This window comes from Plantibacter sp. Leaf314 (assembly GCF_001423185.1).
GTDB lineage: Bacteria > Actinomycetota > Actinomycetes > Actinomycetales > Microbacteriaceae > Plantibacter.
In genome coordinates this window covers 139,108-152,612 of record NZ_LMOB01000003.1, presented here as the reverse complement: position 1 = coordinate 152,612, position 13,505 = coordinate 139,108, and the positions used below count along the sequence as shown (strand labels likewise).

General features: G+C 72.3%; 15 protein-coding genes and 1 riboswitch. Of the genes, 7 read left to right on the top strand and 8 right to left on the bottom strand.

All coding sequences use genetic code 11. The features are described 5' to 3' along the window. Positions 1 to 176 precede the first annotated feature (176 nt). From ASF68_RS16770 to ASF68_RS16760, 3 genes are all read left to right on the top strand, one after another. Positions 177 to 1,262: an ABC transporter permease gene (locus ASF68_RS16770; RefSeq protein WP_056013844.1), complete on the top strand. Its 1,086-nt coding sequence runs from the start codon at positions 177 to 179 to the stop codon at positions 1,260 to 1,262. Between the two features lie 61 nt (positions 1,263 to 1,323). Beyond that, positions 1,324 to 2,028 carry an ABC transporter ATP-binding protein gene (locus ASF68_RS16765; RefSeq protein WP_056013842.1) on the top strand — a complete coding sequence of 235 codons (705 nt, stop codon included), beginning with the start codon at positions 1,324 to 1,326 and terminating at the stop codon, positions 2,026 to 2,028. Positions 2,029 to 2,079: 51 nt separating this feature from the next. Next, entirely contained in the window at positions 2,080 to 2,481 is a 402-nt protein-coding gene (locus tag ASF68_RS16760; RefSeq protein ID WP_056013839.1) for a hypothetical protein, read from the top strand. 57 nt (positions 2,482 to 2,538) lie between these two features. Here ASF68_RS16760 and ASF68_RS16755 read toward each other — a convergent pair whose 3' ends face one another. The 4 genes from ASF68_RS16755 to thiM form a co-directional block, all read right to left on the bottom strand. Continuing rightward, complete coding sequence (locus ASF68_RS16755; protein WP_056013836.1) at positions 2,539 to 2,835, bottom strand: pyrimidine/purine nucleoside phosphorylase; 297 nt, start codon at positions 2,833 to 2,835, stop codon at positions 2,539 to 2,541. Between the two features lie 46 nt (positions 2,836 to 2,881). Further along, positions 2,882 to 4,453: a bifunctional hydroxymethylpyrimidine kinase/phosphomethylpyrimidine kinase gene (locus ASF68_RS16750; protein ID WP_235526864.1), complete on the bottom strand. Its 1,572-nt coding sequence runs from the start codon at positions 4,451 to 4,453 to the stop codon at positions 2,882 to 2,884. Then, the gene (gene thiE, locus ASF68_RS18905) at positions 4,450 to 5,160 is read right to left on the bottom strand and encodes a thiamine phosphate synthase (protein ID WP_235526863.1); all 711 of its coding nucleotides are present in this window, start codon (positions 5,158 to 5,160) and stop codon (positions 4,450 to 4,452) included. The genes ASF68_RS16750 and thiE overlap by 4 nt, the downstream gene beginning before the upstream one ends. After that, on the bottom strand, positions 5,157 to 6,017 hold the full coding sequence (gene thiM, locus ASF68_RS16740; protein WP_369796515.1) for a hydroxyethylthiazole kinase: 861 nt from the start codon (positions 6,015 to 6,017) through the stop codon (positions 5,157 to 5,159). Before thiM ends, thiE begins: the two co-directional genes overlap by 4 nt. Further along, positions 6,000 to 6,100: riboswitch (TPP riboswitch) on the bottom strand. It overlaps the preceding gene by 18 nt. 60 nt (positions 6,101 to 6,160) lie before the next feature. On the opposite strand from thiM, the gene ASF68_RS16735 reads away from it, so the two are divergent. Then, positions 6,161 to 6,649 carry a DUF1622 domain-containing protein gene (locus ASF68_RS16735; protein ID WP_082498776.1) on the top strand — a complete coding sequence of 163 codons (489 nt, stop codon included), beginning with the start codon at positions 6,161 to 6,163 and terminating at the stop codon, positions 6,647 to 6,649. Here ASF68_RS16735 and ASF68_RS16730 read toward each other — a convergent pair. The 4 genes from ASF68_RS16730 to ASF68_RS19290 all read right to left on the bottom strand — a co-directional run bounded on the left by ASF68_RS16730 (position 6,646) and on the right by ASF68_RS19290 (position 11,038). Continuing rightward, complete coding sequence (locus ASF68_RS16730) at positions 6,646 to 7,332, bottom strand: HAD family phosphatase (RefSeq protein ID WP_056013833.1); 687 nt, start codon at positions 7,330 to 7,332, stop codon at positions 6,646 to 6,648. The genes ASF68_RS16735 and ASF68_RS16730 overlap by 4 nt on opposite strands. A 79-nt stretch (positions 7,333 to 7,411) precedes the next feature. Beyond that, positions 7,412 to 8,689 carry a CDP-alcohol phosphatidyltransferase family protein gene (locus ASF68_RS18580; protein WP_082498775.1) on the bottom strand — a complete coding sequence of 426 codons (1,278 nt, stop codon included), beginning with the start codon at positions 8,687 to 8,689 and terminating at the stop codon, positions 7,412 to 7,414. Between the two features lie 104 nt (positions 8,690 to 8,793). Beyond that, the gene (locus tag ASF68_RS16720; protein WP_255357347.1) at positions 8,794 to 10,299 is read right to left on the bottom strand and encodes an SdrD B-like domain-containing protein; all 1,506 of its coding nucleotides are present in this window, start codon (positions 10,297 to 10,299) and stop codon (positions 8,794 to 8,796) included. Positions 10,300 to 10,747: 448 nt separating this feature from the next. Next, the gene (locus tag ASF68_RS19290) at positions 10,748 to 11,038 is read right to left on the bottom strand and encodes a hypothetical protein (protein WP_235526862.1); all 291 of its coding nucleotides are present in this window, start codon (positions 11,036 to 11,038) and stop codon (positions 10,748 to 10,750) included. 261 nt (positions 11,039 to 11,299) lie between these two features. Here ASF68_RS19290 and ASF68_RS16715 point away from each other — a divergent pair, with 261 nt between their 5' ends. From ASF68_RS16715 to ASF68_RS16705, 3 genes are all read left to right on the top strand, one after another. Beyond that, complete coding sequence (locus ASF68_RS16715; RefSeq protein ID WP_056013829.1) at positions 11,300 to 11,764, top strand: hypothetical protein; 465 nt, start codon at positions 11,300 to 11,302, stop codon at positions 11,762 to 11,764. A gap of 110 nt (positions 11,765 to 11,874) precedes the next feature. Next, a complete protein-coding gene (locus ASF68_RS16710) occupies positions 11,875 to 12,861 on the top strand; it encodes a DMT family transporter (RefSeq protein ID WP_056013826.1) in 987 nt (328 codons plus the stop codon). After that, positions 12,858 to 13,496, top strand: coding sequence for a GntR family transcriptional regulator (locus tag ASF68_RS16705; RefSeq protein WP_056013824.1), 639 nt, complete (start codon positions 12,858 to 12,860; stop codon positions 13,494 to 13,496). Before ASF68_RS16710 ends, ASF68_RS16705 begins: the two co-directional genes overlap by 4 nt. Positions 13,497 to 13,505 lie beyond the last annotated feature (9 nt).

Sequence of the window (13,505 nt, the reverse complement as noted above, 5' to 3'; positions counted from 1 at the left end):
CCGCCCAGCGTACGACGCGAGCCGTCGGGGCGAATCATCAGAAAGGTGGAACGTCGCCTCCATCCGACCGTGCCAGGAGACCCTCCCGTCCGACGATGCCGTGCCGCCTCGGCTCGACGACGCTGAGAGGGTGCCGCACCACGGAGACGCCGTCGGGCGGCCGACAAGGAGTCCCCATGTTCGTCGCCTGGCGCGACATGCGCTTCGCCACCGGTCGCTTCGTGCTGATCGGGGCGGTCGTCACCCTCATCACCCTGCTCGTCGGATTCCTCAGTGGCCTGACGGCGGGCCTGGCGAACCAGAACATCTCCGCGATCACCGGGCTCGGCGCGTCGAGCATCGTCCTCGCCGGCCCGGCCGACGACGGACCGGCGACGTTCGCGGACTCGGCGATCGACGAGGCCACGGCCGACCGGTGGGCCGCCGTCCCCGGCGTGGACCACGTCCTGGAGATCGGCATCAGCCAGACGCGCCTGACGACCGACGACGCGCGCACCGCGGTGGCGGTGTTCGGGACCGCCGACGCCGCAGGCACCGAGCGCACACCCGACGCACCCGCCGACGGCACGGCCCGGCTCAGCCGGACCGCCGCGGAAGCCCTCCACGTGGTCCGCGGCGACACCGTCTCGGTCGGTGGCGAGGCGCTCACGGTCGGCGCGGTCGTCGACGACCAGTGGTACAGCCACACGCCGGTCGTCTGGACGAGCCTCGCGAGCTGGCGGTCGATCCAAGGCGCTTCCGGCGCCCCGGCAGACGGCGCGACGGCCCTCGCCATCTCCGGCACTCCGAACGCCGACGCCGTCGCGTCCGCAGAGCAGGCCACCGGCACGGTGTCGAAGGACGTCCTCTCCTCGCTGCTGGCGATCGGCTCGTTCCGCTCCGAGATCGGATCCCTGCTGCTCATGGTCGGCATGCTGTTCGGCATCTCGGCGCTCGTGATCGGCGCGTTCTTCACGGTGTGGACCATGCAGCGCGCGGGTGACGTCGCGATCCTCAAAGCGCTCGGGGCGACGACCCGGCGGCTCGCGCTGGACGCGCTCGGTCAGGCGTCCGTCCTGCTCCTGCTCGGCGTCGGGCTCGGCATCGGGCTCACGGCGGTGCTGGGTTCCGCCGCCGGCACGGCGCTGCCGTTCGTCCTCAGCCCACTGACGACGCTCCTGCCCGGCGTCATCATGATCGCCCTCGGGCTCGTCGGCGCAGCGTTCGCGCTGCGGTCGATCCTGTCGGCCGATCCCTTGACCGCGCTCGGCGGCAACCGGTGAAGCCGGGCACCGCCACCGCATCCACGCCAGCACCCACCCCCGTCACCATCGGAGTCCCCGCATGATCTCACTCACCGACGTCTCCCTCACCTTCCCCGACGGCGACCACCGCGTCACCGCCGTCGACCACGCGACCCTCATCGTCCCGGCCGGGACCGTCGCCGCGCTCACCGGGCCGTCCGGCTCGGGCAAGTCGAGTGTCCTCGCCGTCGCCGCCGGGCTCATCCGCCCCGACAGCGGCACCGTCGAGGTCGCCGGGATCGACGTGACCTCGCTCGACCGTCGAGCCGCCACCGACTTCCGCCGGAGGAACCTCGGCATCGTCTTCCAACAGGCCAACCTCCTGCCGTCCCTCACCGCCCTCGAACAGCTGTGCGTGCTCGGGACCCTCGGCGGCCGCGCCTCCCGGACCGACCGGGCACGGACCCGTGATCGGGCCACGATGTTGCTCGCCGCGGTGGGACTCGCGGACCAGGCCGGCAAACGGCCGCACCAGCTCTCCGGTGGCCAGCGGCAGCGGGTCAACATCGCCCGGGCGCTCATGAACGAGCCGGACGCGCTCGTCGTGGACGAGCCGACCAGTGCGCTCGACCACGAACGCGGTTCCGCCATCATCGAGCTCATCCTCGAACTCACCGCATCGTCGGGCGCAGCGACCCTGCTCGTCACGCACGATCGGAGTCACCTCGGGCGCATGGACCAGGTGCTCGTCATGGAGGACGGTCGTCTCAGCACGGCCGCCGACGCGCTGGCCCAGCGGTCCTGAGGTCGGCCGCCGCCCGACGGTAGGGTGAGGTCACGCCGAGAGAGGATCACCATGCGCAGCGCCACCCGAGGGCTCACCGTGATCGCGATCGTCGGAGCCCTCCTCGGCACCAGCGCGTGCACCGGCGGCTCGGACGAACCCTCCGGCCAGGGTTCCGCGAGTGCCGCCGGCGTGATCGCGCCCGTCATCGTCCAGCTCGTCGATCAGGACGGCCGCACGATCTCCGTCGGGCTGGACAACGTGGTGGACCTCGTCGCCGTCGACCCGAACGCCTGGTCCGCCGAGATCGAGGACCCGTCGATCGCCGAGTACGTGCCAGGCGGTTCCCGGGGCGGCGCCTCCTTCAACCCCGGCCTGCAGCCCCTCGCCGTCGGCAGCACCGACGTGACGCTGACGAACCGCTCCGACGACTCGACCGTCGTCTTCACCCTCGAGGTCGTCGCCGGACCCTGAGCCGGGACCGGCCGGAGACGCACCCACCGGTCCCTGAGCCTGTCGAAGGGCAGCCGCTCAGATGTTCAGGTAGCGGCAGAGGTAGGCGGTGGCGACCTCCACCTGGACCTGGAAGCTGCTGCTCCCCGGGACGCTGAACTGGGCGTCGGGGCCGAAGTCCTGCCAGGCGCTCGTGTTGGGCAACAGGACGCGGAGTCGGCCGGAGATGACGGACATCTCCTCGGCCTTGCCGGTCGTGAAGGTGTACTCCCCCGGAGCCATGACCCCGACGCTCGCCGACTCGGCTCCCGGCTCGTGCGTGGCGAAGCCGATCGACTTCACGTTGCCGTCGAAGTACTCGTTGCTCGTCAGCATCAGGGGCCTCCCTCGTGGTCCACGACCGCGGTGGCCGATCCGCCATTCATCGTATCGGCTCGGCGAAGAAGGCCTCCTCGTGTGCCGCGGAGGCGAGGAACGCCCGACGCATCGCCCGACGTCCCGTCGCGTCCGCGCGCTCGGCGGCACCGGCGACGATCTCGATCGCGCGCGCGGTGGCGATCGCGAAGGCGGGATCGGCGTAGGTGTCGAGCCACGCGGCGAACGGGTGCGCGGCGTGCGACGCCTGGACGAGCCGCTCCCCCAGATCCTGATAGATCCAGTAGCACGGGAGGACCGCGGCGATCACCCGTCCGTAGTCGCCGTCGACACTCGCAGCGTGCAGGTGGTCGAGGTAGGCCGTCGTGGTCGCCGACGGTTCCATCTCCTCCCCGGCTGCCGCCGAGGCTTCGAGCCAGGTGCGATGGAGTTCCATCTCGGCCTCGATCGAGCCGGCGGCGCCCGTCGCCCAGAACACCTGTTCCTCGGGGGTCGGGGCCAGCGCGCTCGCCCGCGCGAGCACCCGCGAATAGGCGCGGAGGTAGATCGCATCCTGCTGCAGGTACCACGCGAACCGGGCCGGATCGAGAGTGCCGTCGGCGAGCGTCGCGACGAAGGGTAGCCGGTCGATCCGCGCCCGCAGCTCCGCGATGTCGTCCCACCAGCCCGCGACGAGCTCGGCACCGTCCGCCCGGCGCGCACCGAGGCCCGCCGACTCCCACACCGTGGCGAAGTGGTTGATGGGCCCGCTCCCCGCGCCGACCTCGAGCGCATCCGCCGCCTCGAGACTCGAGGTGAGCCACGACTTCGCCGCGCCGAGCGCCTCCGACCAGGAGCCGGTGCGGGCGACGAGGGTCGCCATCGCACTCGACAGGGAGCAGCCGGTCCCGTGGGTGTTCGTCGTGGCGACGCGAGGTCCGTCGAACTCGACGAGCGACCGGCCGGCACCGAGGCCGCCGCCGGCGTCGACGAGGGCGTCCGGGCAGTCCACCACGCCGGACAGGTGCCCACCCTTCACGAGCACGATCACCCCGGCCCGTTCCGACACCCGTCGTGCCTGCGCGAGGGCGTCGGTCCAGCGCTCCGCCACCGGTTCGTCCGCGAGGACCGCGAGCTCGGGGAGGTTCGGGGTGACGAGGTCGACGAGCGGCAGGAGCTCGCGCATGGCGGCCTCGGCGTCCTGCCGCAGCAGGCGGTCGCCGCTCGTCGCCACCATGACGGGGTCGAGCACGACGGGTCCGGTCACGGTCTCGCGCAGCCACGCGGCGACGGCCTCGATGATCCGTGCGTCGCCCAGCATGCCGATCTTGACGGCGTCGATGACGACGTCGTCGGCCACCGCGTCCAGTTGTTCCCGGAGGAACCCGACGGGCGGGGTGTGCACGGAACGGACACCGCGGGTGTTCTGCGCGACGAGGGCGGTCACGACCGCCATGCCGTATCCACCGTTCGCGGCGATGCTCTTGAGGTCGGCCTGGACACCGGCGCCGCCGGTCGGGTCCGTCCCGGCGATGCTCAGCACCCGCGGCGTGGTCCTCGTGACGAGCGTCCGTCGCCCGATCCCCGCGTCGTGCGACGGCCGGGCCGGGGCTGTCCTCAGCGAGTCGGTGGCGCTCACGCGGGCACCTCGTCCCACGCGGCACGGAACGCGCGAGCCGCCGCGGCCGGATCGTCGGCAGCACAGATGGCGGACACCACCGCGAGCCCGGCGGCACCCGCCGATCGGAGGGCCGCGGTGTCGGCGAGCTCGACCCCGCCGATCGCCACGCAGGGCAGCTGGGTGGCGGCGGCGATCGCGGCGAACCCGTCCACGCCGAGCGGCTCCGGGTGGTCCGGTTTCGTCGCCGTCGGGCGGATCACGCCGACGCCGAGGTAGTCGACGGTCCCCGCGGGCAGGGCGGCCACCGCGTCGAGGTGGGCTGGCGTGTTCGCCGTCAAGCCCACCACGGCCGCGTCACCCACGATCCGGCGGACCGCGTCGACCGGGAGGTCGCTCTGCCCGACGTGGACACCGTGGACGACGGCGCCGGCGGAACGGGCGGCGAGGAAGACGTCGACCCGGTCGTCGACGAGGAGCAGGGCTCGACCCGAGACGAGCTCCGCGGCACGGAGCGTCAGCTCGAACAGCTCGCGGGCCGTCGCGGTCTTCTCCCGGAGCTGCACCGCGGTCACCCCGCCGTCGACGGCTCGGCGCACGACGTCGAGCACGCCCCGGGCGCCGCTCGCCGAGGCGTCCGTGACGAGGTACGTCGCCATGGCCCGGCGCACGAGGGCGGCGTGCGAACGGGCCGCGTGCACCCCGTCGGACATCGTCCCGGCGCTCATGCCACCACCGCCAGTCGGTGGACGGTCTCCGCGTCGAGGAGGTGGAGGCGGTCGAGGAACGCCGGGGCGAAGGACCCGGGCCCGCGGCTCTCCGCCGCGGCCAGCTGAGCGGCGACCGTGTACACGCTCGTGGCGGCCACCGTCGTCAGCAACCGGTCGTCGTCGAGCGAGGCGAACGCGGCGAACACGGCACCGAGCGCGCACCCGCCGCCCGTCACGAGCGTGAGCCAGGCGTGCCCGTTGGAGCAGCGGACGATGCGCTCCCCGTCGGTGATGACGTCGGTCGGCCCCGAGATCGCCACGACGGCTCCCGAACGGCGCGCGATCGCGGTCGCCGCCTCGATCGCACTGTCGACGGAGTCGGTGCTGTCGACCCCGCGACCGCCGGCGCCGAGGCCGGCGAGGGCGATGATCTCACTCGCGTTGCCCCGGACGATCGTCGGCCGGAGTGCGAGGAGCTCTGCGGCGAGCGCCGTCCGGACGGGGAGGGACCCGACCGCGACGGGATCGAGCACCCACGGGGTGCCCACCTCGTTCGCAGCGGTCGCGGCTTCGATCATGGCCTCGCGCTGCTCCGCCTGCGGTGTGCCGAGGTTGAGGAGCACGCCGGAGGCGATGCGGGCGAACGGCCCGGCCTCCGTGGGGATGTCGGTCATCGCCGGGGCGGCACCGACGGCGAGGAGGACGTTCGCCGTGAAGTTCGTGACCACGGCGTTCGTGATCGATTGGACGAGCGGGGTGCGTTCGCGCAGGCGGTCGAGGAGGTCCCCCGCGGCGCTCGCGAACCCGCCGGCGGCGGACTCGTCGGTGGACGGGTGGGCAGACTGCTGCGGTGTGCGAATGCTCATTCGCGACATCCCTTCGCTCGGACTAACGAGATCAGGTTCGACGGGTGTGTTCTCAGCCGGTCGTCATGGGATCGGCACCCCGTGTCACTCGCGACCACCATAGCGGGTCGGTGCCGCTTCCCGTCCGGCGAGGCGACGAGGATGATGGGCGCATGGACTTCTTCGAGCTGGTCACCATCGTCTTCGAGGTCGCCGGTGTCGGGGCGATGGTCGTTGGCTTCGTGATCGCCGTCACCCTGTCGGCCCGCCTGTGGCTCCGCACCCGTGACGGCGGGCGGGCCTTCCGGATGCTGCGGGAGACGATCGGCTCGGTGATCCTGCTCGGGCTGGAGATCCTCGTCGCCGCCGACCTGGTGAAGACGGTCACCTCCACCCCGTCGCTGACCGACGCAGCCGTCCTGGCGATCATCGTCGTCATCCGCACCCTGCTGAGCTTCTCCCTGCAGATCGAGATCGAAGGGACCCTGCCCTGGAGACGCCTCGCGACGACGGGACCGCAGGCGTTCGGCCAGGCCGTCGCGCGCGGCGGTGAACGCCCACGACGAGCCGTCGAGGAGCAGGATGCGACCGCCCCGGACGCCGGAGGAGCCACCGTGCCTGACGACGACGGCCGGTTCCCGGAACTGCGGAGTCGCGGCTAGCGCGTGGTGGCGGTTTCCGCCCAGGTGTCTCGGATGAGGTCGGGCAGCTCACGCATGTCGTCGAAGACGTGGGTGCCGTCGCCGATGAGCCGCTCGGCCGGGGTCATCCCACCGGCGTAGGCGTACACGGTCATCCCCGCGGCCCGCGCGGCGAGGACGCCGACGACGCTGTCCTCGACGACCGCGCACCGCTCGGGGGCCGTGTCGAAGTCGGCGGCCGCATGCAGGAACAGGTCCGGGGCCGGCTTGCCGACGGCGACGTCGGTGGCGCTGAAGATCCGCCCGGCGAACCGGTCGTGGATGCCCACCTGGCCGAGGTTGCGGACGACGTCGTGGAACATGCCGTTCGAGGCGACGCACAGCGGCACCCCGGTCGCCGCGATGCCGTCGAGGGCGTCGACGACGCCGTCGACCGCTTCCAGCTCGCGCTCGCAGATCCCACGGAACATGTCGCTCCAGCGTTGGATCCAGTCGGCCTCCAGGGGCTTGCCGAGCCGCGCTTCGACGAGCGTCGCGTAGGTCTCGAGCGATGCGCCGACGAACAGTTCGCGCACCTCGGCCTCGGTGTAGTCGCCGCCGACCTCGTTGAGGAGCTGCAGGTTCACCCGCACCGAGATGCGTTCCGTGTCGACGAGGGTGCCGTCGCAGTCGAAGATGACGAGGTCCGGATAGTCGACTGGCATGCTCCGAGCCTAAACGACACCGCCTGCGTCCACGCCGGGCGCGTCTCGGGGAAGCTGCCGGCAGCACAGCCGGCCGGGATCAGCGGGACAGGCTGACGCCCTGCCGCTGCCAGGTGACGATCATGCGTCGCGCATACTGGGTCGCCGCCACGAAGTGCCCGACGAGCCCGAGGAGGATCGCGACGAAGCCGATACCGCCGAACACGCGGGACAGCGGCGAGGCCGGATCACCACCGCCGAGCGCGAGCCCCGTGAGCAACGCGAAGAAGCCGACGAAGAGGAGCACCGTACGGATCTTGCCGGCGAGGCTCACCGGCACCTCGGGCGTCCCGCGGAACGCGACGACCGCGATGAACGCGAGGAGGAGGTCGGGCACGATCATGACGACGAACACCTGCCATGGGATGATCTGCGCGACGGCGAAGGACGCTGCGACCACGACGACGGTCAAACGGTCGGCGACGCCGTCGAGCCAGGTGCCGAGCGCCGAGACGGCCCCCGTCCGGCGCGCGATCTGCCCGTCGGCGACGTCGCTCAGGAACACGACCGCCCCCACGACGAGCGCCGCCCAGTAGGAGCCGGTGATCACGAGGACGGCGAAGACGGGGAGCAGGAGGATGCGTCCCGCCGTGATCGCATTGGGCAGGTTCCGCCAGTCGTCGTCCGCGAAGAGCTGGGTGCGGAGGCGCGCGAGCGGCGTCTTCTCGTGCAGGGTCACCGGGATCATCGCCTCGTCGCCCGGGATCGCGAGGCCCCGTCGAGCGCGGACGATCGCGACGGCCGACACCACGACGACGAGCGCGAGCAGCAGCACCCACCCGGCGGAACCGAGGTACTGGCGGACCCCGTCGAGCACGACGCGGACGAGTGAACCGACCCCGACGAAGATGGCGGACCACAGGAGCGAACCGAGCACCGACGCCAGGAGGAACGACCGGTACGGCACGCGGGCGACGCCGGCCGCGGCCGGCGTCAGGCACCGGAGCACGGGGACGAGGCGGGTGAGGAAGACGGCCTGGGCTCCGCGTCGTTCGAGCGCCTCGACCGCCCGGTCCCAGCCGCCGACGCCGAGGCGCCGGACGACGGCCGTGTCGCGGAGGCGCCCGCCGCTCCGACGACCGATGAGGAAGCCGAGGTGGTCTCCGAGCGATCCACCGAGCGCGATGGCGAGGAACAGGACGAGCGCGGCCGGACCGGAGTCGAGCATCGCCGAGAGGAGGAGCACGACGGGCTCCCCCGGCACCAGCAGGCCGAGCCAGAGCCCTGACTCCGCCACGGCGAAGAGGAGGCCGACCAGCCAGATCATCGGATCGGGCAACGCCGTCGTGGCGCCGTCCACCCAGCCGATGACGTCCACGGGTCCCCGTTCACGAATGCGATCCGCGCCCCTGGTCGGAGCGCGGCTCGCCCAAGTCTACGGACGAGCCGCGTGCTCCGATCCCCTTCGGGACGACGGAGCGGTCAAACGTCGGACGGGGTGTCCCGCTCGGCACGTCGACGTCGGAGGACCGCGGCCGTCACGACGCCGGCGGCTCCGAGCACGAAGAGCACTCCGGCCGCGACGATCCACGGCATCGTGTCCGCGCCGGTCGAGGGCAGGCGGCCCGAGGTGCCCGGCACGGCGGGGTCGCTCGGGCTCGCCGAGGGCACGGGCGTGACGGCATCCGGGACCAGGACGAACGCGGGCACGGAGACCACCGATCCGTCGGCCGCGACGATCGCGACGGCCGAGGTGGCACCCTCGGCGGTGTAGCCCGACGGCACCGTCACCGTGACCTCGTACGAACCCGCGGCGAGATCGTCGAGGAGATAGGCGCCCTCGGCGTCCGTCGTGACGACGACCTCGCCGGCCGGGGTGTCGACCGTCACGTCGACGTCCGCGAGCGGGGCACCGGCATCCGTCTCGACGGTTCCGGTCAGCCCACCGAGCACCGCGTCCGCGACGAGCACGAAGCTCGGCACCGTCTGCACCGAACCGTCCGAGCCGACGACCGCGACCGCGGTCGTCACCCCGCCATCGGGGACGGAATACCCTGCCGGCACGGTCAGCGTCACCGGGTAGTCGCCGGGTGGCAGGTCGGCGAGCCCGTAGGAGCCCTCACCGGACGTCGTCAACACCACCGGGCCCGTCGGCGTCTCGACCGTCACGGTGGCTCCGGAGATGGGCGTACCCGTGTCCGTCAGGACATCACCGATGACGGTGCCGAGCCGGGCGAGCTCGAAGTCGACCGCGTCCAGATCCGTGTCGGCGAGCTCCTCGGAGCGCGTCGCCGTTCCGGAGACGACGTAGCCCTCGGGCGCGACGATCGAGACGGTGTACGACCCCGCCGGCAGGAGCGGGAAGCTGTACGAGCCGTCGGCGGCCGTGACGGCGCGTTCGACGCCGCTCGGACCCTCGGCGCTCACGGTGACCCCGGCCACGCCGACCCCGCCGGAACTGATCACGCCGCCGAGGCGCGGGTTCGCGACGAGCACGAAGTCCTGTGCCGTGATGGGCGTCTCGCTCCCGGCCGGGACGGAGAACGGGGACGGCGCGATCTGCACGGCGTACCCCGCCGGTGGCGTGATGACGAGCGTGTGGTCGCCGACCGGCACGGTGTCGAAGAGATAGTCCCCGTCGGTGTCGGTGGTCACGCTCCCCACGCCGTCGATCGTGACGGTGGCCCCGACGATGGGGACACCATCGGCGTCGAGGGCGGTGCCGGAGACCGCGACGGGCACGATGTCGCGGACGACGAAGTCCGCGATCGCGTCGGTGTCAGTGAGGTCGGCGCCGACCCGCGTCGCCTCGACGGCGATCTTGCCGGCCGGCGGGACGAGCTGCACGGTGTAGCCGTCGGTCGCGAAGTAGCCCTGGAAGGCGTAGGCGCCTCCATCGGCAGTGGTCGTCGAGGCGACCACCCGGCCGTCGCGGTCGATGAGCCGCACGCCGACGCCGTCCAGACCACCGGTGACCTGGTCGGTCACGGTACCGGTCACGTCACGCGCGATCGACGCGAACCACGTCTGGAACACCGGGAACCCTGCGCGCTGCTGAAAGGAGAAGGTGAGGCTGGAGATGGGAGCGGAAGGCTCGAACCAGGCCGCCGCACCGCTCGTGTCGGCGGCGGCGGCGTTGCCGCGCAGCACCTGCGTCGCGGGATCCCAGGTGGGGACGTCCGTCGCGGAACCGGTGCAGGAGGGCTTGCCGGTCAGGCCGGGAGCGCACGCGTTGAATCCTCCGTTGAACCCGAGCTCGTCCGCTGCCAGGGCGACCCCGTCGGGACCGATCGCCGTCACGGTGACCTGGTCGGCGTCGATGTCGCCGAGCACGAACGTCCAGCCGGACGGCGGTGTCGGCGTCGAGAAGGAGTAGGTCGTGGTCGAGGGCGACGCCGGGTTGTTCGCCTTCGGCCGGAGGTTCAGATAGGGCTGATCACGACTGCTGCCGTACTTCGCACCCACCGGGGTCGACGCCGCCAGCCAGTTCGAGGCGCCCGAGACGACGTTCGCGCCGCCGAGCGAGTCGCTCGTGAGCGTCGCGGTCAGGGCGGGCTGCCCGGCCAAGGGTCATCGTGCCCTGATAGGACCCCGAGACGCCGGAGAAGGTGGGCCACGTCGCCCAACTCGAGGTGGTCGCGGCCGAGGCCGCCGGGACGGCTGCGGTGAGGGCGAGCGCGGAGGCTCCGAGCAGGGCGAGCACAGCGGCTCCGATGCGGCGGGTCATGCCCGCCACGATAGGCACTCCCCTTGCGGCGCAGGAAGCCCGAATCTGATGCGGGACATCTTGGACGATCCGTGAGATGTCCACCGTGGTGGCACCACCGACCCACGGACCGGTCACCCCGGGTGGTCCCGCAGGACGAGGGAAGATCGGGCGCGCGGGCGATCCGCGACGGACACGATCGGAGGAGGCTTGCAGCATCAACCGAACAGCTCCGCAACCGCGGAGGCAGCTCCGCCACCGCGGAGGAAGGAACAGAAGCCCATGTCCGCCTCAGCCACCACCGAGTCCCCCACGACCTCGCCCGCCGAGGACGTGACCCTGGCCGACGCCCCGACCGAGTCGTTCGGCACGGACCCGCTCGCCCAGACGACACCCCTCCCGGATCAGACGACACCCGTCCAGACGATCCCCACCACCCAGACCACCGCCCTCGCCGCCCTCCCGCCGGTGCCGGCCACCGCGGCGGCAGACCGCGAGAGCTCCACGCAGACGCTGTCGATCATCGCCTTCGCGCTGTCGATCGCCGCGATCGTGGCCCCCTCGTTCGTCCTCCTCCCGATCGCCTCGCTCGTCATGGGCATCATCGCCCTGGCCCGCAGACCGCGCTCGAAGGGCTTCGCGCTCACCGCCGTCATCATCTCGGGCACCATGCTCGCGCTGGCCCTGATCGTCGCCGCCGGTGCCGCCCTGCTGCTCGGCGTCTCGATGGTCGCCTCCATTAACTGATCCGCCATCGCGACGACGCCCGCCTGCCCCTCGAGCCGGCGGGCGTCGTCGTATGTGGTCCCATGACATCGGGCGTTGATTGTTACACAATCCTCCGCCAGGCTGTCCCCATGACCCGATCAGCCACCTCGGCCGGCCAGAGCGCTCCAGCCCCGGCGGCGCAGCGCCTCCCGGTCGCGGCCGCGATCCTCGCCGCCGTGTGCTTCGGCACGACGGGGACGGTGCACGCCCTCCTCCCCATCGAGGTCGGCTCGGTCGCCTTCGGCGCCGCGCGGATCGTGTTCGGTGGCGTCCTCCTCGTCGTGGTGTGGGCCGTCGTGGCGAGGCGAGCGACGGTGACCCGCTCCGACTCCCCCTCCGCGGCTCGTCCGCGGGTCACGACGCTCGCGCGGCCGGCGCTCATCGCGGCGATCGTCCTCGGAACCGTCGGTGTCGCGGCCTACCAACCCTTCTTCTTCCTCGGTGCGGAGCGCAACGGCGTCGCGATCGGCACCCTCACCGCGCTCGGCTCGGCACCCGCCATCACCGGGCTCCTCGAATGGGCGATCCAGCGACGTCGCCCGAGCGCCCGCTGGTTCCTCGCGACCGTGGTCGCGGCCGCCGGCGTCGCCGTCCTGTCCGGCCTGACCGGCGGGGTCGGGGAGGTCACCGTGGACGGGCTGCTCGCCTCGGTGGGTGCTGGCGCCTCCTACGCCCTCTACACGCTCTGCAGCAAAGCGCTCATCGACCACGGCTGGAGCCCGCTCGGCACCATGGCGGCGCTCTTCGGCTCGGCCGCGGTCGTCTCCCTGCCCGTGCTCCTCGCCACCGAGATCGCCTGGATCGCCACCGTCCCCGGAGCGCTCGCGGTCGCGTGGCTCGCGCTCGTGAACACGCTCGCCGGGTACCTGCTCTTCGGCTACGCGCTCGGCGGACTGCCCGCATCACGGGTCGCGACGCTGACCCTCTTCGAACCGATGACGGCCACGCTGCTGGGCATCCTGCTGCTCGGCGAATCGTTCGGACCGACCACCGTCGTCGGCGCCGCGCTCCTGCTCGCCGGGCTGGCGATCCTCGTGACGCCGGCGCGCCGGAGCCGTCGCGCGGGCATCCGATGACCGCCGTCGAGACCGTCGCGCACGCGCTGCGGGAGGACATCCTGGACGGCCGAACCGTCGCGGGCGAGCCGCTCCGGGAGGCCGCCCTCACCACCCGGTTCGGCGTCAACCGGCACACCGTCCGCGCGGCGCTCCAGATGCTCGCGGCCGAACGCCTCGTGACGTTCGAGGCCTACCGCGGCGCACGAGTGCGGTCGTTCAGCGATGCGGACGTCCTGGCCCTCATGGAGTACCGCACGGCGATCGAGGTCGAGGCGCTCCGGCTGCTCCGGACGCGATCGGCGGCAGGACCGCGACCGCACGATGCGATCGTCGCGGCGAACGAGGCGCTCCGGACGGCCTGCACCACACGACCCCACGGGCAACGCCGCATCGAGCGGGCCCACGCCGAGCTGCATCACGCGATCGTGGCCGCCGCAGGCAGTCCGAGGCTGCTCGAAGCCCACGCCGGGCTGCTCGCCGAGCTCGGGCTGTTCATGGTGCAGCTCCGGAGCGTCCTCCCGCCGGAGGAACTCATCAGCCAGCACGACCGGCTCGTCGACGCACTCCTCGGCGACCACGCCGAGGCGGAACTGCGTGCACACCTCGCGCACTCGGCCGAGCAAATCGTGGCGCTCCGCCACGCCGCCGGCTGAGGCCGCACC

Coding starts and splice junctions, on each gene's coding strand:
- ASF68_RS16765 (WP_056013842.1), top strand. CDS start 1,324: ATGATCTCACTCACCGACGTCTCCCTCACCTTCCCCGACGGCGACCAC.
- ASF68_RS16730 (WP_056013833.1), bottom strand. CDS start 7,332: ATGCCAGTCGACTATCCGGACCTCGTCATCTTCGACTGCGACGGCACC.
- ASF68_RS16760 (WP_056013839.1), top strand. CDS start 2,080: ATGCGCAGCGCCACCCGAGGGCTCACCGTGATCGCGATCGTCGGAGCC.
- ASF68_RS16735 (WP_082498776.1), top strand. CDS start 6,161: ATGGACTTCTTCGAGCTGGTCACCATCGTCTTCGAGGTCGCCGGTGTC.
- ASF68_RS19290 (WP_235526862.1), bottom strand. CDS start 11,038: ATGACCCGCCGCATCGGAGCCGCTGTGCTCGCCCTGCTCGGAGCCTCC.
- ASF68_RS16755 (WP_056013836.1), bottom strand. CDS start 2,835: ATGCTGACGAGCAACGAGTACTTCGACGGCAACGTGAAGTCGATCGGC.
- ASF68_RS16710 (WP_056013826.1), top strand. CDS start 11,875: ATGACCCGATCAGCCACCTCGGCCGGCCAGAGCGCTCCAGCCCCGGCG.
- thiE (WP_235526863.1), bottom strand. CDS start 5,160: ATGAGCGCCGGGACGATGTCCGACGGGGTGCACGCGGCCCGTTCGCAC.
- ASF68_RS16705 (WP_056013824.1), top strand. CDS start 12,858: ATGACCGCCGTCGAGACCGTCGCGCACGCGCTGCGGGAGGACATCCTG.
- ASF68_RS16770 (WP_056013844.1), top strand. CDS start 177: ATGTTCGTCGCCTGGCGCGACATGCGCTTCGCCACCGGTCGCTTCGTG.
- ASF68_RS16715 (WP_056013829.1), top strand. CDS start 11,300: ATGTCCGCCTCAGCCACCACCGAGTCCCCCACGACCTCGCCCGCCGAG.
- thiM (WP_369796515.1), bottom strand. CDS start 6,017: ATGTCGCGAATGAGCATTCGCACACCGCAGCAGTCTGCCCACCCGTCC.